The following is a 23,857-nucleotide window of genomic DNA, read 5'->3' as shown; positions in this document are numbered from 1 at the left end:
CTAGGGGCGGAAGTAGATCCGGGTCACGGTCGAGCCCGGTCTGAGGTACTGCCGGACCAGGTCGGCGACCTGGTTCACCAGCACCAGACCGCGTCCGCCGATCTGCCCCGGCGGAGCCGGCCGCCGTCCGGCCAGCGGATCGCTCAGCGTGCCTTCGTCGACGACCTCGCAGAGCACGTGGTCCTCGTCGCGCCAGACGCGGACCACACCGTGCCCCGAACCGTGCAGCACGCTGTTGGCGGACAGTTCCGCCACGGCCAGGACGAGGTCCTCCACCCGGTCCGGGGCGAGCCCGCTCTCCTCCGCTCTCTCCCGCGCGAAATTGCGCACGGCGGAAAGCCTGGCGATGTCGAAGCGGAACGCCTCCGCCGCCTTCGGTTCGGGCAGCGGCAGGTTGTACTTCTCGACGACAGCATCGGGGGCGTACTCCCCGCTCGGACGATCGCCGTCGGCGCCGGAGAGAGTCGGGTGGGTCCGCCCGACGTCGGCGAGGACGTCGCCCTTCAGGCGGGTCCGGTCGTACGGGCACAGCATGCGGAGTTCGCGGTCGCCGAAAGCGAAGTTGATCAATGCCTCGTGCTGCGCGCACGCCGGGTACTCGACGGCCGAGCGCCCGGCCCAGACCGGCTCGCCGACGATCCGGACCGGACCCGGCCGGTTGTCCGCGAACGCGAGCAGGACGCCGGGGAGGATACGGCCCGGGTTTCGGCCCGCTTCGGTCATGTCGATGAGTTCGACGTCGGCGGCGGAATCACCCAAGGCCGCTTCGATCAAGGTCAGATTCCGGCCGGGGACGGCCACCGCGACGGGCTCGGCGAGCTTCAGGCCTTCGAGGATGTACGGAACCGTACCGTTCAGGTACTCGGTGTCACCGGAGTAGAGCAGACCCACGTGAGAGAAGGGGCCCGCGGTGACTGTCACGGACTCGTCTTACCTCGTGGAAGCCATTCTGAAACCCTGCTAACGGAGGGAAATGCGAAAACCTTCGGCGAGGCTGTTCAGCCGAGCCAGCGTCCCGCCATCGAGATCAGCCAGAATCCGGCGAGCGTCGCACCGGTGAACAGTCCGGTCCAGACGACGAGCGACTGGTTCGATCCCGCGGCGCGCGCGGCCTTGATCCGGACGAGCGCGTACGCGGAGCCGGCGAACAGCGGCAGCGGGATCAGCGGCAAGGGCGACAACCGGACGACACCGGCCACCAGGCAGGTCACCACCAGCACGCCCAGCGCGATCGTCAGCGCGCGCGGGATCCACGGGTGCTGACGATAGGCCCCGATGACGATGCGTTCGGTGAGTTCGACGAGTCCTCTGACCTCGCGTGGACTCGCGGCTGCCAGCTCGGGAGCCTCGTTCTCGTCCTTCGTGGAAGTCAGCGGCACCCTCGCATCCTATCCCGGTCCGGTCACCGGCCGGACCGGGCCGGAGAAACAGATGCCCCGGCCGGGTCGGACCCGGCCGGGGCATCGATGACGAAGATCGCCGCTCAGGCGGACTTCTCGCCGCGCTCGCTGCTGCGACGGCGTGACGGCTGACGCGCCACGATCGTCGGGTTCACGTTCTCGCGGACCGTCTGCTCGGTGATGACGACCTTCGCGACGTCGTCGCGGCTGGGGATGTCGTACATGACCGGCTGCAGGACCTCTTCCATGATCGCGCGCAGGCCACGGGCGCCGGTGCCGCGGAGCACGGCCTGGTCGGCGATGGCTTCGAGCGCGGTCTTGGTGAACTCCAGCTCGACGTTGTCCATCTCGAAGAGCTTCTTGTACTGCTTCACCAGCGCGTTGCGCGGCGTGGTCAGGATGCTGACCAGTGAGTCCTTGTCCAGGTGGGTCACCGTCGCCACGACCGGGAGGCGGCCGATGAACTCCGGGATGAGCCCGAACTTGATCAGGTCCTCCGGCATGGTGTCGGAGAAGATGTCGCTCTCGTCGATCTCGGCCTTGGTGCGGATCTCCGCGCCGAAACCGAGGCCGCGCTTGCCGACCCGCTCGTTGATGATCTTCTCCAGTCCGGCGAACGCGCCGGCCACGATGAACAGCACGTTCGTCGTGTCGATCTGGATGAACTCCTGGTGCGGGTGCTTGCGGCCGCCCTGCGGCGGCACCGAGGCCGTGGTGCCCTCGAGGATCTTCAGCAGCGCCTGCTGCACGCCCTCGCCGGACACGTCGCGGGTGATCGACGGGTTCTCCGACTTCCGGGCGATCTTGTCGACCTCGTCGATGTAGATGATGCCCGTCTCGGCCCGCTTGACGTCGTAATCCGCCGCCTGGATCAGCTTGAGCAGGATGTTCTCGACGTCCTCGCCCACGTACCCGGCTTCGGTGAGCGCCGTCGCGTCCGCGATCGCGAACGGGACGTTCAGCATCTTCGCCAGGGTCTGGGCCAGATAGGTCTTGCCGCAGCCCGTCGGCCCGAGCATCAGGATGTTGGACTTCGCCAGTTCGACGGTCTCGTCCTTGGAATCCTTCGGCCCGGCCTTGTCGTCGGACTGCACACGCTTGTAGTGGTTGTACACCGCCACGGCCAGCGAACGCTTCGCGTCGTCCTGGCCGATGATGTACTGCTCGAGGAACTCGTGGATCTCGGCGGGCTTGGGCAGCTCGTCGAGCTTGACCTCACCGGCCTCGGCCAGTTCCTCTTCGATGATCTCGTTGCAGAGATCGATGCACTCATCGCAGATGTAGACCCCGGGGCCGGCAATGAGCTTCTTCACCTGCTTTTGGCTCTTGCCGCAGAAAGAACATTTCAGCAGGTCGCCGCCGTCACCGATCCGTGCCATGGCCGTTGACCTCGTCCCCTCCGGCGCTTCCATCGCGCCTGCACTGTCGTGCCTGACTGTCGTACCCCGGTCACGGATGACCTCTCGGAGCCTCACACATTGCCACTGACGGTACCCGTCCGATGCCGTCGGCGGGAGAACCAACGTCACATCTGAGCACGCCAGAAGCTGACCTTAGACCAGGGATCCGGTGCGTGTCGTCTCCCGACACGCACCGGGTCCCGGCACGATCAGCTGCTCGAGGCCTTGCGGTACTCGAGCACCTCGTCGACGATCCCGTAGGCCTTGGCTTCGTCGGCCGTCAGGATCTTGTCGCGCTCGATGTCCTTCTTGACCTCGTCGGCGTCCTTGTTCGTGTGCTTCGCCAGGATGACCTCCATCTGGCGCCGCACCCGCTGGATCTCGTTGGCCTGGATCTCCAGGTCCGACACCTGGCCATAGGTGCCCTCGGTGGCGGGCTGGTGGATCAGCACGCGCGAGTTCGGCAGCGTGAACCGCTTGCCGGGGGTACCGGCCGCCAGGAGCACCGCGGCGGCCGAAGCGGCCTGGCCGATGCACATGGTGACGATGTCGGGGCGGACGTACTGCATCGTGTCGTAGATCGCCATCAGCGCGGTGAACGAGCCACCGGGCGAGTTGATCAGGATCATGATGTCGCGGTCCGGGTCCTCGTGCTCGAGGTGCAGCAGCTGGACCATCACGTCGTTGGCCGACGCGTCGTCGATCTGCACGCCGAGCATGATCTGACGCTCTTCGTACAGCTTGTTGTACGGGTTCGATTCCTTGATGCCGTAGCTCGTGCGCTCGACGTACGAGGGCAGGACGTACCGCGACTGCGGCAGCTGGAGCCGCGACTGCATCCCCGGCGCCTGCGACCCGATCGGAAGCTGGAAGTTGCTCATTGAAATTCTCCTGTGTGCCGGCGCGGATCAGCTGTTGGGAAGCGGGTTCTCGCGCGTGAGGACCTGGTCCACGAAGCCGTAGTCCTTCGCCTCCTGCGCGGTGAACCAGCGGTCGCGGTCACCGTCCTTGACGATCTGCTCGACCGTCTGACCGGTCTGCTCGGCGGTGATCCGGGCCAGCTCCTGCTTCCACTTGCCGAACACCTCGGCCTGGATGGCGATGTCGGAGGCCGTGCCGCCGACGCCCGCCGAGGGCTGGTGCATGAGGATGCGCGCGTGCTGCAGCGCGTACCGCTTGCCGGGCGTGCCGGACGAGAGCAGGAACTGCCCCATCGACGCGGCCAGGCCCATCGCGTAGGTCGCGACGTCCGGGCGGATCAGCTGCATGGTGTCGTAGATCGCGAAACCCGCGGTGACCGAGCCACCGGGCGAGTTGATGTAGAAGCGGATGTCCGACTCGGAGTCGTCTGCGTCGAGCAGCAACAACTGGGCGGTGATCCGGTTCGCGACCTCGTCGTTGACCTCGGAGCCGAGGACGACGATGCGCTCCTGGAGCAACCGCTCGAAGACCGAGTCGGTGAGGTTGAGCCCCGCGGTTCCGGTCCGCGCCTCGGGCATGTGCTGCGTCACGTCTGCCTGCCTTTTCGCCGACGGCGGCCAGCCGTGCCTCGGCCGCCGCTGTATGTCCAGATGCTGTGTCCAGGTGCTGAGGATCTTGCAACCGACCCTAACGAACTTGGGCGGTGCAGAATGCCTGACACCGCCCAAGTTCGCTTACAGCTTTACGGTCCGTTTCGACCGGACCGGATATTCCCTACTCGGCCGCAGTCTTCGCGGTCTCCTCGGTGACCTGCGTCTCCTCGGCTGCGGGGCCGAAGAGCTCTTCGAGGTCGACCTCGGCGCCGGAGGCGTCGGTCACGGTGGTCTTGCGGACCACCGAGGCCAGCGCCTTGCCGCGCCGGACGTCGGCGTAGATCGCGGTCAGCTGACCGGACTGCTGCGCCCGCTGGACGTACTCGTCCGGGCTGACGCCGAAGCGCTGCGCCTGGTAGATGATCCGCTCGGTGAGCTCACCGTCGTTGACCGACGTCTTCTCGGCGTCGGCGATGCTGTCCAGCAGCAGCTGCGTGCGGACCGCCTTCTCCGACTCCTCGCGCACCTCGGTGTCGAACTCTTCGAGGGTGCGGCCTTCGGCCTCGAGGGCCTTGGCGAACTGCGCCTCGTCGTGGTCGAACGGGTGGATCGCGTCGTGCTTGCGGTTCTCGATCTCGGCCTCGAGGACCTTCTCCGGGATCGCGATCTCGGTGCGCTCGAGCAGCTCCTCGAGGACCTTGTCGCGGGCCTGGACGCCCTGCTGCATCTTCTTGACGCGGCCGAGGCGCTCGCGAAGGTCGCCCTTCAGCTCGTCGATCGAGTCGAACTCGCTCGCCATCTGGGCGAACTCGTCGTCCGCCTCGGGCAGCTCGCGCTGCTTGATGGTCTGCACGGTGACGGTGACGTCGGCGTCCTTGCCGGTGTGCTCGCCGGCGACCAGCTTCGTGGTGAAGGTCTTGGTCTCGCCCGCGTTCGCGCCGATGATCGCCTCGTCGATGCCGTCGACGAGCTGGCCGGAGCCGATCTCGTAGGACAGGCCGGTGGTCGAGGCCTCCTCGACCTCCTGTCCGTCGACGGTGGCCGCGAGGTCGATCGAGACGAAGTCGCCGTTCTCGGCCGCGCGCTCGACACCGGTCAGGGTGCCGAAACGGGCGCGCAGCTCGTCGAGCTGCTCGTCGACCTCGGCGTCGGTCAGTTCGACGTCGTCGACGCTGACCGCGAAGCCTTCGAGGTCGGGCAGCGAGATCTCCGGGCGGATGTCGACTTCGGCGGTGAACTCGAGAACCTCACGGTCCTCCAGCTTGGTCACCTCGAACTCGGGCTGGCCCAGCGTGCGGACCTCGCCCGCGCGCACGGCTTCCATGTACTTGGCCGGAATGACCTCGTTGACGACCTCGTCGAGCACCGGGGCTCGCCCGATCCGGCTTTCCAGCACGCGAGCCGGCGCCTTGCCCGGACGGAAGCCGGGGATGCGCACCTGCTGGGCGATCTTGCGGTAGGCGCGGTCGAAGTTCGGCTTGAGCTCGTCGAACGGCACCTCGACATTGATCTTGACTCGCGTCGGGCTGAGCTGCTCGACGGTGCTCTTCAACGTATTCTCCTCGAGCGGTAAACGATGTGTTTGAGCATCCGCGTGCGTTCGGCAGCGGATGCGCCCTGGCCAGCCTGCAGACCGGGCCGTCCGAGTCTAGGCCGTGTGCTTCATCGCTCCGGGCGCGGGGCCACCGGGCAGCTTCCCCGGGCCGGTCACGGCTTTCGAGAACTGTCCGAGTAACCGGCCCCCGACCACCCGATCGGACCAGTTTTCGGTTCTTCTCTGTTACGAAGCGGCCCTTTCCTGGACACGGATGCGCGCCGCGTCGCACCATCGGGCGCCGTGACGAGGCGTTTCGCCAGTCCGATGAAGTTTACAAACCAGTACTAGTTGTCTACGGTTTGACAGCTTGTCCCGGTAGCATCGACCGAGGGGAACGATCGATGGCCGTCGCCGTAACCCGGTCCGAGGACACGGACGGAATTCCCGCGCAGAAGCTGAGACGCGGGCTGCCCAACCCGCGGATCCCGCTGCCGGTGGTCTCGGTGCCGACGGTCCTGCTGTTCACCGGCGGCCTCATGGTCTGGATCGGGGCCACCTGGCTGGTGGTCAACGACGCCGCGCCGCTCTGGGTGACCATTCCCCTGCACGCGCTCGTCACCTTCACGATGTTCACGGTGCTGCACGAGGCGACGCATCACGCGGCCGGGCAGCTCACCTGGGTCAACGAACTCCTCGGCAGGCTGGCGATGCCGTTCGTCGCCGGTTACGGCTCCTTCCCGCTGGTGCGCTACATCCATCTGGAGCACCACCGCAACACCAACGAGGACGCCCACACCGATCCCGACGCCTGGACCGCGCACGGCCCGTGGTGGCAGTTGCCCCTGCGCTGGCTGACCATCGACTTCTGGTACGCCCGCTTCTACGTGGCGCGGCAGCGCTCCCGGCCGCGGTCGGAGCGGATCGAGACCGCGGCCGTCGTCGCGCTGAGCTTCGCCGCGTTCGCCTGGCTGACCGTGAGCGGCCACGGCTGGGAACTGCTGGTGGCGTACCTCGTCCCGCAGCGCGTCGGGCTGGCCGTGCTGGCCTGGTGGTTCGACTGGCTCCCGCATCACGACCTCGGTGAGCAGCGGCAGAACCGGTTCGGCGCCACCCGCGTCCGCGTCGGACTGGAATGGCTGATGACGCCGATCATGCTGTGCCAGAACTACCACCTGGTGCACCATCTCCACCCGGCGATCCCGTTCTACCGGTACCTGCGCGCGTGGCGGGACAACCGCGACGCCTATCTCGCCAGGGACGTCCCGATCGCGACCGCGTGGGGCCGCGAACTGACGTCGTCGGAGTACCGCGAGTGGCGTCAGCTCACCGGCTCGTTCGACGAGGAGCCGCCCGCTCCGCAGCCCCGGCCACCGGGCCGGTTCCATTCGCTGCGGGTCTCCGAGGTCCGGCCGCTGTGCGAAGGCGCCGTCACGGTGACGTTCGACGTGCCGGAGCGGCTGCGGGAGACCTTCCGGTTCACCCCCGGCCAGCACCTCGTCATCCGCGCGGAGGTGGACGGGTTGGAGATGCGGCGCGCCTACTCGATCTGCTCGACGCCGGAGTCCGGCATGCTGCGGATCGCGATCAAGCATCAGCTCGGCGGCGCGTTCTCGACGTTCGCCACCACGGAGCTCGAAGCGGGCGACGTGCTGGAAGTGCTGCCTCCCGACGGGGTGTTCACGCTGACCCCCGCGCGGAACCGCTCCGGCCGTTATGTCGCGCTCGCCGCGGGAAGCGGGATCACGCCGATCCTGTCGATCCTGACCTCGACGTTGCGGAACGAGCCCAACAGCAAGGCGACCTTGCTGTACATCAACACCTCCGGCGCCAGCACGATGTTCGCCGCCGAACTCGGCGCCCTCGCCACCCAGCTGGGCGGGCGGCTGCACGTCGTGCACTACCGCACCGACGAACGCGACCCGGACCTGCGGACACAGCGGCTGGAAAAGCCGTTCGACATCGTCGGCGAGGCGCTGGCGATCTCGCACGAGCGCTACCAGCGCGGCCGTCTCGACAGCACCCGGCTCCGGGCGCTGCTGCAAGCGCGGCTGCACCCGGCGAAGGTGGACGAGTGGTTCCTGTGCGGCCCGCGCGACCTCGTCGACATGGCGCGCCGGACCCTGTCCGACCGGGACGTCCCCGAGGAGAACGTCCACTTCGAGCTGTTCCAAGGCGCGCTGCCCGTCCGGCCTTCGCGGCGGCCCGGCCCCGCGCTGACGGTGACAGCGGGCGGGAAAACCGCCGAAATCCCCGCCACGGTGGGCGAAACCGTCCTCGGCGCCGCGCTGCGGCACGGCGTCGACGCGCCGTACGCGTGCATGGGCGGGGCTTGCGGAACGTGCCGGGCGACCGTGGTGCGGGGCAGCGCGCGGATGGACGTGCGCTACGCGCTCGGGGACGAGGACGTCGCGGCGGGGCGGATCCTTACTTGCCGGGCGGTGGCGACCTCGCCCGAGCTGGACGTGGACTACGACCGCTGAGCGCCTCGTGACGGCAGGCGTGCGATGAAGGGGCCTTTCATAGCAAATTTTGCTATGAAAGGCCCCTTCATTGCAGGCTGCGGGCGGGTCACTGGCCCGGCGGCGTCCCGCCATCGCCGCCGGAGGGCGGCCCCTGGCCCTCCCCTGCCGACTCCCGCACCGACTGCGCGGTCGCGGTCGTGCCGGAAGTCGTGGCGACGACGGTGACCGTGTCACCGGTCGCGACGCCGTTCACCACCGACGAGTCGATCGTGTAGACCTTGCTGTAGCCGTCGTCGCTCACCGCTGTCAGCGACGTCGCGCTCAGTTCGGTCACCTTCCCGGTCTGCGTGAGCTGCGTGGTGTAGCCGCCGTTGCCGTCCGACACGACGTACTCGCCGTGAAGGGCACGGGAACCGCCGGGGCCACCCATGCCCGCCCCGCCGCCCGGGGCACCACCCGGAGCCGCGGACGCGGTGTCGGCCGACGAACCGGCGGCCCAGATCGCCGCACCGCCACCGACGGCGAGCACCGCGGCGGCCGCGCCCGCGACGACTGCTTTGCGTTTCCCGCCTCGCGAAGAAGAAGCACCCCAGTCCGAAGTGGACGGAGAGGCAGGGGTGGCGGGTGTGGCGGAAGTGGTTTCGTTCATGGTCTTCGACTCCTGTGGTCTCGGCGTTGCCCCCACCGTCCGCACCGCGGCTGTGCCGGACCTGTGCCCGCCGTCAGACCTTTCTGTGACACGCACGCGCACAGCGGGCTCACAGGCGGGACACAAGGCGTACATACGACCCCGGCGCACGCTCGGGGGCATGGCAACCGGTTCGGTCCCGACCACCGGCCCGCGCCGGTGGTCCCGGCCCGGGCGGCTTTCCCTGCGCGCCAAGCTGACCGGTTCGATGGTGCTGTTGCTCACCTTCGTCTGCCTGGTGATCGGCGTCGCCAGCGAGATCGCCCTGCGGTCGTTCCTCACCGGCCAGATCGACGGCCAGCTCTCGGCCGCGTCGGCCCGGGCCCACGACTTCGCGAACCGTCCGCCGGAGGACGGCCTCGGGCCCGACCCGCTCAACGCGCCGGGCCAGGCCTCCGGGACGCTCAGCGTCCGCTACTCGGGCGACAGGGTGCTTTACGCGGGAGTCCTCACCGTGCAAGGACTTCCGCAGGGACTGTCGGCCGAGCAGGAGAGCGGCCTGTTCGCGATCCCGGCGGACCGGCCGCCGATGACGATGACGCTCGGCGGTCTCGGCGACTACCGCGTGCAGGCCGCCTCGATCCCCGGCGGCGTGGTCGTCACCGGGCTCCCGCTCGGGCCGATGCAGGACACGTTGTCCACCGTCGGGTGGATCCTGTTCGGGGTCGCGGCCGCAGGTGTCGCCGGTGCCGGGTTCCTCGGCGCGTTCGCGGTCCGGCGCACGCTGCGGCCGCTCGACCGGGTCGCGGCGACCGCCGGCCGGGTGTCGGCGATGCGGCTGGACCGCGGCCAGGTCGCGCTTTCCGTGCGGGTGCCCGAGATCGACACCGATCCGCGCACCGAGGTCGGCCAGGTCGGTTCGGCGCTGAACCTCATGCTCGGACACATCGCGCAGGCGCTGGAAGCCCGCCACGCCAGCGAGACCCGCGTCCGCCGGTTCGTCGCGGACGCTAGCCACGAACTCCGCACCCCGCTCGCGGCGATCCGCGGGTACGCCGAACTCGCCGGCCGTGGCAGCGCGCTGGTCCCACCGGAGGTCGCGCGTTCGCTGTCGCGGATCCAGTCCGAGGCCGCCCGGATGACGACGCTCGTCGAGGACCTCCTCCTGCTGGCGAGACTCGACGCCGGACGACCGCTCGAAGCGGGCCAGGTCGATCTCGTCCGGCTGGCCGCGGACGCCGTCGGCGACGCGCACGTCGCCGGTCCGGAACACCGCTGGGAACTCCGTCTGCCCCGGGTACCCGTGCTCGTCCGCGGCGACGTCCAGCGTCTGCACCAGGCGCTGGCGAACCTGCTGTCCAACGCGCGCACGCACACCCCGCCGGGCACCGTGGTGGTCACCGAGCTGAGCCGTTCCCGCACCGGCGCGGCGGTGCTGACCGTCACCGACGACGGACCCGGTATCGCGCCCGAACTCCTGCCCAGTGTGTTCGAACGCTTCGCCCGCGGCGACACCTCGCGTTCGCGCGCGGCGGGCAGCACCGGGCTCGGGATGGCGATCACGTCGGCCATCGTCGTGGCCCATCACGGCACGATCGAGGTGCACAGCCGTCCGGGGCACACCGAGTTCGCCGTCCATCTGCCGGTGATCGCGCCCTCACAGCGGGTGCACAGCTTCGGCACAACCCCGCCCCAGGTCGAGATCCGACGCTGAGGCCATGACCCTCCTCGCCTCCCGCGACGAAGCCGATCAAGCCGCTCCCCCCGCCCGAGGCAGGCCCGACGGCCCGCGCCGGGTCCGGGCCTCACTGGCCGCGCTTCTGCTCGCGACCGCCGTCCTCTATCTGTGGAACCTCGGGGAATCCGGCTGGGCCAACGCCTTCTACTCGGCGGCCGCCCAGGCGGGATCGCTGAGCTGGAAAGCGCTGTTCTTCGGCTCCAGCGACGCCGCGAACGCGATCACGGTCGACAAGACACCGGCCGCGTTGTGGGTGATGAGCCTTTCCGCGCGCCTGTTCGGCGTCAACGCCTGGAGCATCCTGGTGCCGCAGGCACTGATGGGAATCGGCTCGGTGGCGCTGCTGTTCGCCGCGGTGCGCCGGACGTCCGGCCCGGCCGCGGGGCTGCTGGCGGGCGCCGTCCTGGCCCTCACCCCCGCCGCCGCGCTGATGTTCCGGTTCAACAACCCCGACGCGCTGCTCGTGCTGCTCCTGGTCGCGGGCGCCTACTGCGTCGTCCGCGCGCTGGAGAACGCTAGCCCGCGCTGGCTGGCGCTGGCCGGGGTCGCCGTCGGGTTCGGCTTCCTCGCCAAGATGCTGCAAGCGTTCCTGGTGCTGCCCGCGTTCGCGCTCGCCTACCTGATCGCCGCGCCGGCCTCGCCGGGCAAACGTCTGCTGCACTTGCTCGGGGCTTTGGGCGCGACCATCGTCTCCGCCGGCTGGTATCTCGCCGTCGTCGCGCTGTGGCCCGCCGCCGACCGCCCGTACATCGGCGGCTCGCAGGAGAACAGCCTGTGGGAACTGGTCTTCGGCTACAACGGTTTCGGCCGCATCACCGGCGACGAGGTCGGCAGTGTCGGCGGAAGCCCCGGCGGCGGCTGGGGCGGTACCGGCTGGGCCCGGTTGTTCGGCAGCGAAATGGCGGGTGGGATCGCCTGGCTGCTCCCCGCCGCCGTGCTCGCGCTGGCCGCCGGGCTGTGGTTCACCCGCCGGGCCCCTCGCACCGACCGCGGCCGCGCGGCGCTGATCGTGTGGGGCGGCTGGTTCCTGGTGACCGCCGTGGTGTTCAGCTACATGGGCGGCATCATCCACGCCTACTACATGATCGCGCTCGGCCCCGCGATCGCCGGTCTCGTCGGCATCGCGGGCACGCAGCTGTGGCGCGCCCGGGGGAATCCGGCCGCCGCGGGCGCCTTGAGCGCCGGGATCGGCTTGACCGCGCTGACGACGTACCTCTTGCTGTCACGGCAATCCGACTGGCTTCCCGCACTGGGGATCGCCATTCTCGTGGCGGGTCTCCTCTGCGCGTTCCTGGTGTTCTTCGCCGCACGATTGCCTGACGTGGCAAGGCGTTTGGTCGCCGTCGGCGCACTGGTCACCGTTCTCGCCGGAACCGGCGCGTACACGGTCGCGACAGCGGCGACCCCGCATTCCGGCGCGTTGCCCTCGGCGGGTCCGGCGATCGGCCGCGGCATGGGGCCGGGTGGCGGTGGGATCGTCATCGGCGGGCAAGGCGGGCCTGGCGGGGGTTTGCTCGGGACGAGCCTGCCCGGCGACGAACTGGTCGCGCTGCTCCGGAAAGACAGTGAAAAGTACACCTGGGCGGCGGCGACCGTGGGCTCCAACAACGCGGCGGGCTACCAGCTCGGCGGCGGGTCCCCGGTGATGGCAGTGGGCGGGTTCAACGGCACGGATCCGGCTCCCACCCTGGAACAGTTCCAGGAGTACGTCCGAAATGGACGGATCCACTACTTCCTGGGCGAGGGCATGATGATGCGCGGCGAGACCGGCAGCGACGCCGCCGAGCGGATCGCCGAATGGGTCGCGCAGACCTACGAACCGACCACTGTGGACGGTGTCACCGTCTACGACCTGAGCCGGTGAATCCCGTGGCGGAACACAGCGCCGGCACAGCTTCGGCACAAGCCGGCCTCAGCGCGATGGCCGAGATTGACGATATGACAGCCGCGATCCTCTCCGGCGCCGAAACCGGCCGCCGCCCCGCCATCGCCCCCACCGGCTCCGCCGTTCTCGACGTCGTCATCCCGGTCTACAACGAGGAGACCGACCTCGAACCGTGCATCCGGCGGCTGCACGCGCATCTCGCGGAGCAGTTCCCGTACCCGTTCCGGATCACCGTCGCGGACAACGCCAGCACGGACGGCACCCTGCGCGTCGCCGAACGACTGAGCCGCGAGTTCGAGGACGTCGAAGTCCGCCGTCTCGAGGAGAAAGGTCGCGGCCGGGCGCTGCGCGCGGTTTGGTCCACTTCGGACGCTCCGGTGCTGGCCTACATGGACGTCGACCTCTCGACCGATCTGGCCGCGCTCGGCCCCCTCGTGGCGCCGCTGCTGTCCGGGCACTCCGACCTCGCCATCGGCAGCAGGCTCGCCCGCGGCGCGCGCGTGGTGCGTGGCCCGAAGCGGGAGTTCATTTCCCGCTGCTACAACCTGATCCTGCGCGGCACGCTGGCCGCGAGGTTCAGCGACGCGCAGTGCGGGTTCAAGGCGATCCGCGCCGACGTCGCCGAGCGGCTGCTCCCCCACATCCACGACACCGGCTGGTTCTTCGACACCGAATTGCTGGTGCTGGCCCAGAAAGCCGGGCTGCGGATCCACGAGGTCCCGGTGGACTGGGTCGACGACCCGGATTCGTCGGTGAACATCGTCGCCACCGCGACCGCCGACCTCAAAGGCATCGCGCGGCTGACCAAGGCGACGATGACCGGCCGGATCCCGATCGGTGATCTGCGTGAGCAGCTCGGCCGCGCGCCGATCCAGGTCCAGGCGCCCGGGGTGGCGCCGAGCCTGGTGCGGCAACTGGTGCGGTTCGCCGCCGTCGGCGTCGCCAGCACCATCGCCTATCTCGTGCTGTTCCTGCTGCTGCGGACCTTCACCGGCGCCCAGGTGGCGAACTTCGCCGCGCTGCTGGTGACCGCGGTCGGCAACACCGCGCTCAACCGGCGCCTGACCTTCGGCATCCGCGGCCGGGAAGGCGCCGGAATGCACCAATTCCAGGGCCTCGTCGTGTTCGGCCTCGGGCTCGCGCTCACCAGCGGCGCGCTGGCGCTGCTGCACACGATGACGGCACCGGGACTGCCGCTCGAGATCACCGTCCTCGTGCTCGCGAACCTCGCGGCCACCGTCCTGCGCTTCCTGTTGCTGCGCGGCTGGGTCTTCCGCCGCCGGCCCGCCACCGAGATGGAGAGCTGACCCCATGACCACCGCACTCGCTTCCCGGGTCGAACCCCGCCCTGTCGAGGAAGACGTCGCGAAGCCGCCGGGCCGCTGGGTCCGTCCCGCGGTCTTCGGCCTGCTCGCCGCCACCGCGCTGCTGTACTTCTGGAACCTGACAGCCTCCGGCTACGGCAACTCGTTCTACGCGGCGGCGGTGCAGTCCGGCACGCAGGACTGGAAGGCGTGGCTGTTCGGCTCCCTCGACGCCGGCAACGTGCTGACCGTCGACAAACCCCCGGCCGCGCTCTGGGTCACGACGGCGTTCGCCCGGCTCTTCGGCTTCTCCAGCTTCACGGTCCTGGCCCCGCAGGCGCTGATGGGGGTCGCTTCGGTCGGCCTGCTGTACCTGACGGTGAAGCGGACCTCCGGGCCGGTCGCCGGCCTGTTCGCCGGGGCGGCGTTCGCGCTCACGCCGGTCGCCGCGCTGATGTTCAAGTTCAACAACCCGGACGCGCTGCTGACGCTGCTGCTGATCGCCGGCGCGTACTGCACGATCCGCGCGATCGAGAAGGCGAGCCCGCGTTGGCTGATGTTCGCCGGTGTGGCGATCGGATTCGGCTTCCTGACCAAGATGATGCAGGCGTTCCTGGTGCTGCCCGCGCTCGGCCTCGCCTACCTGATCGCCGCGCCGGCCTCGCTGGGCAAACGCCTGCTGCATTTGGCCGGAGCAGTGGTGTCGGTGGTCGTCTCGGCGGGCTGGTTCATCGCGCTGGTCGATCTGTGGCCGACGGCGTCGCGTCCGTACATCGGTGGTTCGGCCGACGACAGCCTGCTCGAACTGGCGCTGGGCTACAACGGTCTCGGCCGGATCTTCGGCGGGAGCGGCGGTGGCGGGGGCGTCATGGTCGGCGGCCCGGGCGGCGGGATGAGCGGCGGGAACGTCGGCTTCGGCGGCGAGAGCGGCCTGACCCGGATGTTCGGCGCCAGCTTCGGCGGTGAGGTGTCGTGGCTGCTGCCCGCCGCGCTGATCGGGCTGGTCGCGGGGCTGTGGTTCACCAGGCGGGCCGCCGGGACCGACCGGACCAGGGCCGCGCTGGTCGTCTGGGGTGGCTGGATGCTCGTCACCGCGCTGGTGTTCAGCTACATGAGCGGCATCGTGCACCCGTACTACGCCGTCGCGCTGGCGCCGTCGATCGCCGCCGTGGTGGCGATCTCCGGGACCTCGCTCTGGCGCGGCCGGGCGCATCTCGCGCCGCGGGTGTTCCTGTCGCTGATGATCGCGGCCAGCGCCGTCTGGGCGTACATCCTGCTCGACCGCGACGCCGACTGGCTGCCCGTACTGCGCTGGGTCATCGTCGGCCTCGGCCTGGTGACCGCGACCGTCGTGCTGGTGGGTGTCCCGCCGCTGCGCGAACTCGTCGCCGTCGTCGCGACGGCCGCCGTGCTGACCGTCGGCCTCGGCACCGCCGCGTACGCCGTCGAGACCGCTTCGCAGGCGCATTCCGGCTCGATCCCGATCTCCGGTCCGGCCACGGGTGGTGAGCGTGGCATGGGCGGTCCCGGGATGGAGGAGAGCGCGTCTACGGAACTCGGCACCGTACTCGCCGCGACCACGACGAAATGGGCGGCGGCGACGTCGAGTTCGCAGTCGGCGGCGAACCTGGAACTCGCGAGCGGGAAGTCGGTGATCGGCATCGGCGGCTGGAGCGGTTCGGATCCTGCGCCGACGCTGGCGGAGTTCCAGCAGTACGTGGCCGACGGCGAGATCACCTACTACGTCGAGGGCGGCCGAGGCGGTGGCCCCGGCGGCGGCTCGAACGAGATCTCCGAATGGGTGGCGGCGAACTTCACCGCCACCACCGTCGGCGAGCAGACGGTGTATCGCCTGCTCTCCTGAAATGCTTCGGCAAGTGTTGGGGCGCACGGGAATCCTGGACGGCGCGAATCGGCCGTACCGCTGGGACCTCGCGCGCCCCGACCAGCTCGGGACGCTGGTCGAACGCGCCGGTGACGCGGACCTGCTGCGCGACTGGATCTCGCTCGGCTGGCCGGTCTGGCACTACTTCGGTGACGTGCAGGCGAAACTCACCGCCGGAACTCGCGTGATCAGACCCGGATCTCGCGTGCTTGGAGGCGGATCATGCGTGCTTGAAGGCGGAACTCGCGTGATCAGAGGCCGCACTCCTGAGTTCCGCCTCCAAACACGCGAGTCACGTCTTCAAGCACGCGAGTCACGTTTCCAAGCACGGCTGCGTGACCCCGGCGAACGTGACCGACAGCTGTCTTTCACCCTGCCCTCAGCCCCCGCACAGGATCCGGGCGCACTCTGGAGGCAGGCGATCACCCCGGGGTGAGGAGAAGACCATGAGGGAACTTCCACACTGGCACACGGCGAGCGCGCGGGGGCCGCGCGAGCACAACGCGGACGCCGTCGGGGCGTACGCGGCGGCGGGCGGGGCGGGAATCGTGTTCGCACTGGCCGATGGAGTCGGAGATCACCCGAACGCGGCACAAGCGGCGCGGACGGCTGCTTCGGCGGCGGCCCGGAACCCGGTCGGGCAAGGTGCGGTCGCGGCCGTTTTGGCTGCTCAGCGCGCCGTGCTCGCCCTCGGCGGGACCGGTGACTGCGTCCTCGTCGTGGCCGTCCGGACCGACGAGGGGTATGGCATCGCATGGCTCGGGGACGCGCGGGCGTACGCTTGGGACGGTTACACCGTGCGGCAGGTGACGAAGGACCATACGCTCGCGCAGTACTTCCGCGACCACGACCAGCCCGTGACACCGCGGATGGAACACGTCGTCACCACCAGCGTCCGCACGGCCGGTACTCACGAGATCGGCACGGCCACCGTCACGACCGGAGGGCTTCTGCTCACCAGCGACGGCGTGCACAAGACGCTCAGCGGGCCGGCCATGCTCGGCATCCTCGGGATGCCGGACGGGGCGGCGGCGGAGCTGGTACGGACGGCGATCTCGCTCGGTGGCTCCGACAACGCCACCGCGATCGTGGTGGATCCGCCCGGTGCGGATCTCGCCACGGAAAAGTTTCGCGTCGCGGCCTGAACCGGGCGGTCAGGCCGCGACGCGATCCCTCTTGAGTTGCCGATACTCGCGCAGCACCAGCACGACGATCACGACGTCGAGGGCGGCGAAGAACGGCAGCGCGAGCGAGTGCGTGTGGATCGCACGGAAGATCTCGTAGACCACGAAAGCCGAAAGCACCACCGCGGCGACGGGGTAGGCGCGCGTCACCTTGCGCGCCAGCGCCCAGACCAGGCCGAGCTTGATGAGCCCGTGCGCGACGAGGTACACCACGGCGAACGTCCGGCCCTCGACGAAATGACCGGCCGCGAGTTCGAGGTGCCGGGCCAGCGTCCCCTCGGGGTCGCCGAGCAGGTCACGGGTGACCACCGCGTGCGCGAAACCGGTGACGGCCGACGCCGGGACGATCATCAGGACGAGCCCGCCCACCAGCTGTAAAGCGCCGTCGAGCCCCTTCAGGGTGATGGCGATCCGGAACAGCTTCTCGGTGCTCATGGGCGCTCCCTCCGCGTTCACCTCACCTTGGGGGCACTCGGCCGTTCCCGCCCGGGACTTACGCCGTGTAGGTGATCCGGCCGTTCATCACGGTGGCGGTGACCGGGATGTCGCGTAGTCCCTCCGGGGACAGCCTCGACGGATCCACCGCGGTGACGACCAGATCCGCGACGTCCCCGACGGCCACCCCGGTCCGGCCGCCGGACGACGCCGCGAGCGCGGCCTCCAGTGGCATGACCTGCTCGGGATGCCACGGCGGGCGGTGGTCGTCGGTGCGGCTGATCGCCGACGCGATCGCGTCCCACGGGTCCAGCGGCGCGACGGGCGCGTCCGAGCCGAACTCCAGCGTCACCCCGGAGCGATGCAAAGCGCCGTAAGGGAAGGCCCGATCGGTCCAGCCGTGCCAGTGCCGGTCGGCGACGTCGCGGTCGTCCGGCTGATGGGCGGGCTGCACGCTCGCCACGACACCCAGTTCGGCGAAGCGGGCGACGTCCTCGGCGAGCAGCAGCTGCGCGTGCTCGATGCGGCCCGGGCAGCCGACGTTCGCGAAGGCGTCGAGCGCGATCTTGTTGGCGTGGTCGCCGATCGCGTGCACCGCCGGAATGAGCCCGTTCTCGGAAGCCTTGCGCATCAACGATTCCAGCTCCCCGGGCGGCAGTTCGAGCAGCCCGTGGGACTCGGTTCCGGCGTAGTGCCCCACGCAGTACGCGGTGCGGGTGTTGAGCGAACCGTCGACGAACAGCTTGAACGGGCCGACCGTGAGCAGCCCTCCGGTGTCTTCGAGAACGTCTCCGGTGCGATGGCCGCGTTCGACGGCGGTCTCGAGCAGGTGCTTCGCGATCACGCAGGAGACACGGACCGGCAAGGGTTTCCGGGCCAGCCGTCGGCACCAGTCGGTGACGGTGTCGGTGTACTCGTAGTCGACGATCTTGGTGACGCCGCGGGCGGCCGCCGCGGCGAGCGCGTCGGCGACCCAGCCGTCGATGACGTCGTCGGGCGCGACGGGGAGTTCGGCCGTCGCGCTCATGCAGTCGTTCTCCAGCAGCACGCCGGTCGGGTGCTCGCGGCCGATGAGCTTCAGCGCGGCGGGGCTGAGCCACAGCGTGTGGAGGTCGGCGCTGAACAGGGCGACGGGGTGCCCGGGAAGTGCCCTCTGCAACAGGTCCTTGTGCGGGGCGTCGGGCCAGAGGCCGTCGCGGAACCCGGCGCCGAGCACGAGTTCGCCCGGAGGTACGGGACGCGCCAGCAGGTGGGCGAGCACGAGCTCGACCGTGTGCGCGGCGGACGTCGCCTCCCCCAGCGGGATCCGGCGGCGCGCGGCCGACCACTGCGCGGTGTGCACGTGCGCGTCGACGAGACCGGGCAGCAGCGTGCCGCCGTGCCCGTCCAGGCTCTCCGACGCCGCACCCGCTTGCCCCGGGCCCGCGATGGCCGCGATCCGGCCGCCCTTGATCAGTACGTCCGACAGGGAACCCGCCAAGCCGACCCGGACCCGGCGCACCAGAAGATCGTCCACGCTCTCACCTTGCCAGGCCGGCCGCGTTTCGTCCTCTGAATGCGGTCCTTGCACACGCAACTACCGCATTCAGAGGACGAAATGCGGGAAGTCAGGAGCGGGCGAAGGTGAGCTTTCCGAGCGCGGCGACCAAAGGCGCGAGCTCGGGGAGCTCTTCGGCGGCGGCCAGCGCCTCGGTGAGGACGGTGTCGTGCGTCGGCCGCGCGGCCGCGAGCAGTTCCTGCCCCGACGGCGTGACCTCCGTGTAGATCCCCCGCCGGTCGTCCGGGCACAGGTACCGCTGGAGCAGCCCCCTGCTCTCCAGCCGCGTCACCAGCCGCGTCGTCGCCGACTGGCTGAGCACGACGGCGTTCGACAGCTGGTTCATCCGCAGGTGGAATCCGTCCTGACGGGCGAGCACGTCCAGCACGGTGTACTCGGTGACGGACAGTTCGTGCTTCTGCGCCAGCGCGCGTTCGAGCGCGTCCTCGATCCGCGCGTGCAGTGCGGCGAGGGTCCGCCAGCCCTGCGCGCGTGCCTCCACGGCGTCATCGGCCAGTGACACGGTTCACCTCTTCCCCGGTTGCCCGAACTTCGTTGCGTCATGCATCATCAAGCGTGTGCAATATACGGCGCGTGCAACTATTTCGGACGCTTGTAGTTGCCAACGCCAGTTAACACCACTCTACGGGAAGAAGTGAGCTCCCATGCCTGCCGCTCTGCTCGCACTGGCGATCAGCGCCTTCGGTATCGGCACCACCGAGTTCGTGATCATGGGCCTGCTGCCCGAGGTCGCGGGCGACTTCGGCGTCTCGATCCCGTCCGCCGGGCTGCTGATCTCCGGATACGCGCTCGGCGTCGTGGTCGGCGCCCCGCTGCTGACCGCGCTCGCGTCGCGGGTGCCGCGCAAGACGGTCCTGGTCGGCCTGATGGTCCTGTTCATCGCCGGGAACGTCGTCTCGGCGCTGGCCCCCACTTACGGCCTGCTGATGACCGGCCGCGTGGTCGCCGCGCTCTCGCACGGCGCGTTCTTCGGTGTCGGCGCCGTCGTCGCCGCCTCACTGGTCGCGCCCGCCAGACAAGCCAGCGCCATCGCGATGATGTTCACCGGGCTGACCGTCGCCAACGTCCTCGGCGTCCCCGCCGGGACCGCGCTCGGCCAGGCGCTCGGCTGGCGCTCGACGTTCTGGGCGGTCAGCGTCCTCGGCGTGCTCGGCCTGATCGGGATCCTCGCGCTGGTCCCCGCCCAGGCGACGACACAGAGCGCGGGACTGCGCAGCGAACTCGCCGTGTTCCGGCGTCCGCAGGTGTGGCTCGCGCTGGCGATGACCGCGCTCGGCTTCGCCGGGGTGTTCGCGTCGTTCACCTACATCGCCCCGATGATGACCGAGGTCGCGGGCTTCTCCTCCGGCGCGGTGACCTGGCTGCTGGTGCTGTTCGGCGCCGGGCTGTTCGTCGGGAACCTGCTCGGCGGCAAGGCGGCCGACCGGTCGCTGATGCCCAGTCTGTACGTCATCCTCGCAGCGCTCGCGGCCGTGCTGGTCGTGTTCGTCTTCACCGCGCACGCCCAGCTCCCCGCCGCGATCACCATCGCCGTCTTCGGCGCCGCCGGTTTCGCGACCGTCGCGCCGTTGCAGGCCCGCGTCATGGACAAGGCCGAAGGCGCTCCCGCGCTGGCGTCGGCCGCCAACATCGCCGCGTTCAACCTCGGCAACGCCGGGGGCGCGTGGCTCGGCGGCAAGGCCATCGACGCCGGTCTCGGCTACACCGCGCCCAACTGGATCGGCGCCGCGCTCGCGCTCGCCGGGCTGCTGGTCGCGGTCGTGTCAGGCATGCTCGATCACGGGCGGCGAAAGGCTCGTCGCGCCGAACTGGCCCCCGCCGCCTGACCCACGGAAACACCCACGAAAGGAAAGCAAGTGACCGACATTCCCACCGTCAAGCTCACCAACGGGGTGGAGATGCCGCAGCTCGGGTTCGGCGTCTTCCAGGTACCGGACGAGGAGACGACCGCCGCGGTCAAGGCCGCGCTGGACGCGGGCTACCGCAGCATCGACACCGCCGCCGTCTACGGCAACGAAGCGGGCGTCGGCCGGGCCCTCGCCGAGTCCGGGATCGCCCGCGACGAGCTGTTCATCACCACCAAGCTGTGGAACAGCGAACAGGGCTACGACGCCACGCTGAAGGCGTTCGACGCCAGCCTGGCCAAGCTGGGCCTGGAGCAGCTGGACCTCTACCTGATCCACTGGCCCACCCCCGAGCGCGACCTCTACCGCGACACGTGGAAGGCCTTCGAGAAGCTCTACGCCGACGGCCGGGTGCGCGCGATCGGCGTGTCCAACTTCCAGCCCGCCCACCTCGAGCGGCTGCTCGACGCCGGTTCGGTGACCCCGGCGGTCAACCAGGTCGAGGTGCACCCGTACCTGCAGCAGGCCGAGGTGCGCGAGTTCGACGCGAAGCACGGCATCGCGACCGAGGCGTGGAGCCCGCTGGCCAAGGGCGGCGACCTCCTCGGCGAAGACGCGATCAAGGCGCTGGCCTCGAAGCACGGCCGCACTCCGGCGCAGATCGTCCTGCGGTGGCACCTGCAGCTGGGCAACGTCGTGATCCCGAAGTCCGTGACGCCGTCGCGGATCAAGGAGAACCTCGACGTCTTCGGATTCACGCTGTCGGACGAGGACATCGCCTCGCTGTCCGTGCTGGACCGGGGCGAGCGGACCGGGCCGGATCCCGACACCTTCAACGTCGCCTAGCACCAGCCTCGTGAGCGGTAAGGACGGTTGGAACCGTCCTTACCGCTCACGAGGTCTTGGACAGCCGGTTACTATTCGGCCGCACTGACGGCAGTTGTGCGAAAAGAGGTAACCGGACGATGCAGGCCCGAGGACGCGCCGTCCTCGCGACACTTCTGCTCGTGGCGTTCCCACTGGCGGTCGTCGCGGTGGGTGTCGCCAGCGTGCTGGCGGGCCTGCGGATCCCGGGCAAAACGGGCACCTACGTCATGCTCGGCGGGCTGGCGATCATGATCGCGCTCGGCTTCGGGCTGGTGAGCGCGTTGCGGGCCCGGCGTCCCCCGATCGAAGGGCCGCGGCTGGAGCGTGACGCCCATCCCGCGCTGTGGGAGATGATCGACGACCTCGCCGCCCAGGTGAAGACGCGGCCGCCGGACGAGATCGTGCTGATCGGCGAGATCAACGCGGCGGTCAGCGAGGACGCCCGGTTCCTCGGCCTGCGGCCCGGCCGACGCACGATGCTGATCGGGCTGCCGCTACTGGCCGCGATGAGCGTGAGCGAACTACGCTCCGTGCTCGCGCACGAACTCGGTCACTACAGCGGCGGCCACACCCGCCTGCTCGCGCTGACCTACCGCGGCACGCAAACGCTCGCCTTCACCGTCGACAGGCTGGACGGCGGCCCCGCCAGGGCCCTGCTTTCCGCCTACTCGAAGCTGTACCTGCTGGTCGCCCGGTCGGCGAACCGGCGGCAGGAACTCCAGGCCGACGAGGCGTCCGTGCTCGCCGCCGGAAGCCGGACGGCGGCCGCGGCGCTGCGGAAGGCCGCGACGCTGAGCCCGCTCTGGAAGGACTACGCCGAGCGCTACCTCTCGCTCGGCGCGACGGCGCGGCGCACGCCCGCGGTGCTGCTGGGGTTCCGTTCGTACCTCAATCACCCGGTCCAGCGGGACTGGGTGGCCGAGTACGCCGAAGACGTCCTCGACGGCGAAGAGCTGTCGAAGTACGACAGCCATCCGCCCACGAAGCGCCGCATCGCCGCGCTCGCCGGCGTGCCGGACAACCCGGTGAAGCCGGACGCGCGGCCGGGCTGGGCACTGCTGGGCGCGCCGAAGGTCGACGTGCCCGAAGCGGAACTGGACGTGCTGATCCGCGACGTCGGGCCGCGGGCGGACTGGGACGAGGTCATCAAACGCGCGGGGCGCGCTTCGGTCGCGGAGGGCGCGAAGCTGCTGACCTCCGCCGGGATCGAGAGCAGGCTGGCGCCACGCGGCACGATCGGCGAGGTCGTGCGGGTCCTGCGCGACGGTGACGCCGACGCGCTCGCCAAACCCCTGCGGGCCCCGTCCCGAGAAGAGGGCCGCGAACTGCTGGCCGAGTTGTTCGCCGACACCGTCACCGCCGCGATGATCGACAACGGGGTCGCCGCGCACCGCCTGAATTGGGGCGGCGGCTGGGAACTGTGCCTGGGCGACGGCGAGCCGTTCGACGTCGTCGAACTGGTCGCCCCGGCGGTGCGGAGCCCCCGCGCGGTCGACGAACTGGTCCACAACCTGCAACTGCTGAACGTGCCAGCCGGATACTTCTGCAAGCAAGAACCCCAGCGGGAGCCGGATCCGGCCGAGGCCCGGATGCTCGGCGTGTTCACCGCGCTGAAGGCCAAGCGGAGCCTCTACGACCTGATCGTCTGCGACTCGGAAGTGGTTCTCCTGCCGATGTCGCGAGCGGTGCTCCTCCGCCGTGGCCTCGCCGGGCTGATCGGGGCGCGCGGCGTTTCGGATCGCAAGCGGATCCGGAAGCTGCGGGAGCGCGGCCTCGACGATCTGCGTGCCGAACCGGGCGCGCGGCGGATCCCGTTCACGGACATCGTCGCGGGCGGTTTCTCCCGCCGGAAGCTGACCGAGTACCTGACGCTGGAACTGTCCGACGGCGAGACGCTGGAACTCGCGATGACCGGCAACACCGAGGACTTCGGGACCGCTCATGACGAACTGGCGGCGTTCTTCAAGTCACTGAAGGCTTGACGCGGGTTTGTCGTGAGTGGCGATTCGGGTTTTGTTGGGCGGTAAGGCAAAGGTCGCGAGTTCGTGGTCTCGGCGGGGGGTCCCAATGTCGCATTCGTGTCGCTGAGCGTCTCGAATGCGACATTGGGAACAAGTACCGGGAACCGCCACCGCCCGGCCTCGTGCCTTGGCTCGGCGCGATCTGGCGGGTCGGGAGGTGTTGCGAAAGCCACGTTCGCAACGTTCAAGGTTGCG

At 69.7% G+C, this 23,857-nt stretch carries 19 protein-coding genes; 9 read left to right on the top strand and 10 right to left on the bottom strand.

Annotated features, from left to right (window positions below; genetic code table 11):
- From CFP71_RS31160 to tig, 6 genes are all read right to left on the bottom strand, one after another.
- Positions 1–921, bottom strand: a complete 921-nt coding sequence (locus CFP71_RS31160; protein WP_279629254.1) for an anti-sigma factor RsbA family regulatory protein — start codon at positions 919–921, stop codon at positions 1–3.
- A gap of 77 nt (positions 922–998) precedes the next feature.
- Positions 999–1,379 carry a hypothetical protein gene (locus tag CFP71_RS31155; protein WP_093937530.1) on the bottom strand — a complete coding sequence of 127 codons (381 nt, stop codon included), beginning with the start codon at positions 1,377–1,379 and terminating at the stop codon, positions 999–1,001.
- A 104-nt stretch (positions 1,380–1,483) separates the two neighbouring features.
- Entirely contained in the window at positions 1,484–2,779 is a 1,296-nt protein-coding gene (gene clpX, locus CFP71_RS31150; RefSeq protein WP_016332355.1) for an ATP-dependent Clp protease ATP-binding subunit ClpX, read from the bottom strand.
- Positions 2,780–3,009: 230 nt separating this feature from the next.
- Positions 3,010–3,681 (bottom strand): ATP-dependent Clp protease proteolytic subunit, encoded by a 672-nt coding sequence (locus CFP71_RS31145; protein ID WP_016332354.1) that lies wholly within the window; start codon positions 3,679–3,681, stop codon positions 3,010–3,012.
- 27 nt (positions 3,682–3,708) lie between these two features.
- Positions 3,709–4,311, bottom strand: a complete 603-nt coding sequence (locus CFP71_RS31140) for a ClpP family protease (protein ID WP_007034748.1) — start codon at positions 4,309–4,311, stop codon at positions 3,709–3,711.
- A gap of 184 nt (positions 4,312–4,495) precedes the next feature.
- Positions 4,496–5,866 carry a trigger factor gene (tig, locus tag CFP71_RS31135; RefSeq protein WP_093937529.1) on the bottom strand — a complete coding sequence of 457 codons (1,371 nt, stop codon included), beginning with the start codon at positions 5,864–5,866 and terminating at the stop codon, positions 4,496–4,498.
- 452 nt (positions 5,867–6,318) lie between these two features.
- On the opposite strand from tig, the gene CFP71_RS31130 reads away from it, so the two are divergent.
- Positions 6,319–8,331: a fatty acid desaturase gene (locus tag CFP71_RS31130; protein WP_093937589.1), complete on the top strand. Its 2,013-nt coding sequence runs from the start codon at positions 6,319–6,321 to the stop codon at positions 8,329–8,331.
- Between the two features lie 88 nt (positions 8,332–8,419).
- On the opposite strand, the gene CFP71_RS31125 is transcribed toward CFP71_RS31130, so the two are convergent.
- Positions 8,420–8,962: a hypothetical protein gene (locus CFP71_RS31125; RefSeq protein ID WP_093937528.1), complete on the bottom strand. Its 543-nt coding sequence runs from the start codon at positions 8,960–8,962 to the stop codon at positions 8,420–8,422.
- A gap of 160 nt (positions 8,963–9,122) precedes the next feature.
- On the opposite strand from CFP71_RS31125, the gene CFP71_RS31120 reads away from it, so the two are divergent.
- The 5 genes from CFP71_RS31120 (at position 9,123) to CFP71_RS31095 (ending at position 16,898) form a co-directional block, all read left to right on the top strand.
- Positions 9,123–10,655: a sensor histidine kinase gene (locus CFP71_RS31120; protein ID WP_093937527.1), complete on the top strand. Its 1,533-nt coding sequence runs from the start codon at positions 9,123–9,125 to the stop codon at positions 10,653–10,655.
- A gap of 4 nt (positions 10,656–10,659) precedes the next feature.
- Positions 10,660–12,543: an ArnT family glycosyltransferase gene (locus CFP71_RS31115; RefSeq protein WP_208636077.1), complete on the top strand. Its 1,884-nt coding sequence runs from the start codon at positions 10,660–10,662 to the stop codon at positions 12,541–12,543.
- Between the two features lie 74 nt (positions 12,544–12,617).
- Positions 12,618–13,871 (top strand): bifunctional glycosyltransferase family 2/GtrA family protein, encoded by a 1,254-nt coding sequence (locus CFP71_RS31110; RefSeq protein WP_167406338.1) that lies wholly within the window; start codon positions 12,618–12,620, stop codon positions 13,869–13,871.
- A gap of 4 nt (positions 13,872–13,875) precedes the next feature.
- Positions 13,876–15,732, top strand: a complete 1,857-nt coding sequence (locus CFP71_RS31105) for a glycosyltransferase family 39 protein (protein WP_093937526.1) — start codon at positions 13,876–13,878, stop codon at positions 15,730–15,732.
- A gap of 467 nt (positions 15,733–16,199) precedes the next feature.
- Complete coding sequence (locus CFP71_RS31095; RefSeq protein ID WP_093937524.1) at positions 16,200–16,898, top strand: PP2C family protein-serine/threonine phosphatase; 699 nt, start codon at positions 16,200–16,202, stop codon at positions 16,896–16,898.
- A gap of 9 nt (positions 16,899–16,907) precedes the next feature.
- Here the strand turns inward: CFP71_RS31095 and CFP71_RS31090 are convergent, their stop codons facing one another.
- The 3 genes from CFP71_RS31090 to CFP71_RS31080 all read right to left on the bottom strand — a co-directional run bounded on the left by CFP71_RS31090 (position 16,908) and on the right by CFP71_RS31080 (position 19,432).
- Positions 16,908–17,372, bottom strand: a complete 465-nt coding sequence (locus tag CFP71_RS31090) for a DUF2127 domain-containing protein (RefSeq protein WP_093937523.1) — start codon at positions 17,370–17,372, stop codon at positions 16,908–16,910.
- A 58-nt stretch (positions 17,373–17,430) separates the two neighbouring features.
- Complete coding sequence (locus CFP71_RS31085) at positions 17,431–18,888, bottom strand: amidohydrolase (protein WP_093937522.1); 1,458 nt, start codon at positions 18,886–18,888, stop codon at positions 17,431–17,433.
- 91 nt (positions 18,889–18,979) lie between these two features.
- Positions 18,980–19,432 (bottom strand): MarR family winged helix-turn-helix transcriptional regulator, encoded by a 453-nt coding sequence (locus CFP71_RS31080; protein WP_093937521.1) that lies wholly within the window; start codon positions 19,430–19,432, stop codon positions 18,980–18,982.
- 142 nt (positions 19,433–19,574) lie between these two features.
- Here CFP71_RS31080 and CFP71_RS31075 point away from each other — a divergent pair, with 142 nt between their 5' ends.
- From CFP71_RS31075 to CFP71_RS31065, 3 genes are all read left to right on the top strand, one after another.
- Positions 19,575–20,756, top strand: coding sequence for an MFS transporter (locus CFP71_RS31075; protein ID WP_093937520.1), 1,182 nt, complete (start codon positions 19,575–19,577; stop codon positions 20,754–20,756).
- 30 nt (positions 20,757–20,786) lie between these two features.
- Positions 20,787–21,620, top strand: coding sequence for an aldo/keto reductase (locus CFP71_RS31070; protein ID WP_093937519.1), 834 nt, complete (start codon positions 20,787–20,789; stop codon positions 21,618–21,620).
- Between the two features lie 161 nt (positions 21,621–21,781).
- Positions 21,782–23,623: a M48 family metallopeptidase gene (locus tag CFP71_RS31065; protein ID WP_244199908.1), complete on the top strand. Its 1,842-nt coding sequence runs from the start codon at positions 21,782–21,784 to the stop codon at positions 23,621–23,623.
- The last annotated feature ends 234 nt before the right edge of the window (positions 23,624–23,857 follow it).

The sequence above is a fragment of the Amycolatopsis thailandensis genome, from assembly GCF_002234405.1.
In the GTDB taxonomy this organism is placed as follows: Bacteria; Actinomycetota; Actinomycetes; order Mycobacteriales; family Pseudonocardiaceae; genus Amycolatopsis; species Amycolatopsis thailandensis.
Note: the sequence above shows the minus strand (reverse complement) of the source record. Positions and strands in the feature narration are given on the sequence as shown.

Bases quoted from the DNA above. Each gene is read 5' to 3' on its own strand.
- clpX (WP_016332355.1), bottom strand. From the start codon at position 2,779: ATGGCACGGATCGGTGACGGCGGCGACCTGCTGAAATGTTCTTTCTGC.
- CFP71_RS31145 (WP_016332354.1), bottom strand. From the start codon at position 3,681: ATGAGCAACTTCCAGCTTCCGATCGGGTCGCAGGCGCCGGGGATGCAG.
- CFP71_RS31125 (WP_093937528.1), bottom strand. From the start codon at position 8,962: ATGAACGAAACCACTTCCGCCACACCCGCCACCCCTGCCTCTCCGTCC.
- CFP71_RS31120 (WP_093937527.1), top strand. From the start codon at position 9,123: ATGGCAACCGGTTCGGTCCCGACCACCGGCCCGCGCCGGTGGTCCCGG.
- CFP71_RS31115 (WP_208636077.1), top strand. From the start codon at position 10,660: ATGACCCTCCTCGCCTCCCGCGACGAAGCCGATCAAGCCGCTCCCCCC.
- CFP71_RS31110 (WP_167406338.1), top strand. From the start codon at position 12,618: ATGACAGCCGCGATCCTCTCCGGCGCCGAAACCGGCCGCCGCCCCGCC.
- CFP71_RS31105 (WP_093937526.1), top strand. From the start codon at position 13,876: ATGACCACCGCACTCGCTTCCCGGGTCGAACCCCGCCCTGTCGAGGAA.
- CFP71_RS31095 (WP_093937524.1), top strand. From the start codon at position 16,200: ATGAGGGAACTTCCACACTGGCACACGGCGAGCGCGCGGGGGCCGCGC.
- CFP71_RS31090 (WP_093937523.1), bottom strand. From the start codon at position 17,372: ATGAGCACCGAGAAGCTGTTCCGGATCGCCATCACCCTGAAGGGGCTC.
- CFP71_RS31075 (WP_093937520.1), top strand. From the start codon at position 19,575: ATGCCTGCCGCTCTGCTCGCACTGGCGATCAGCGCCTTCGGTATCGGC.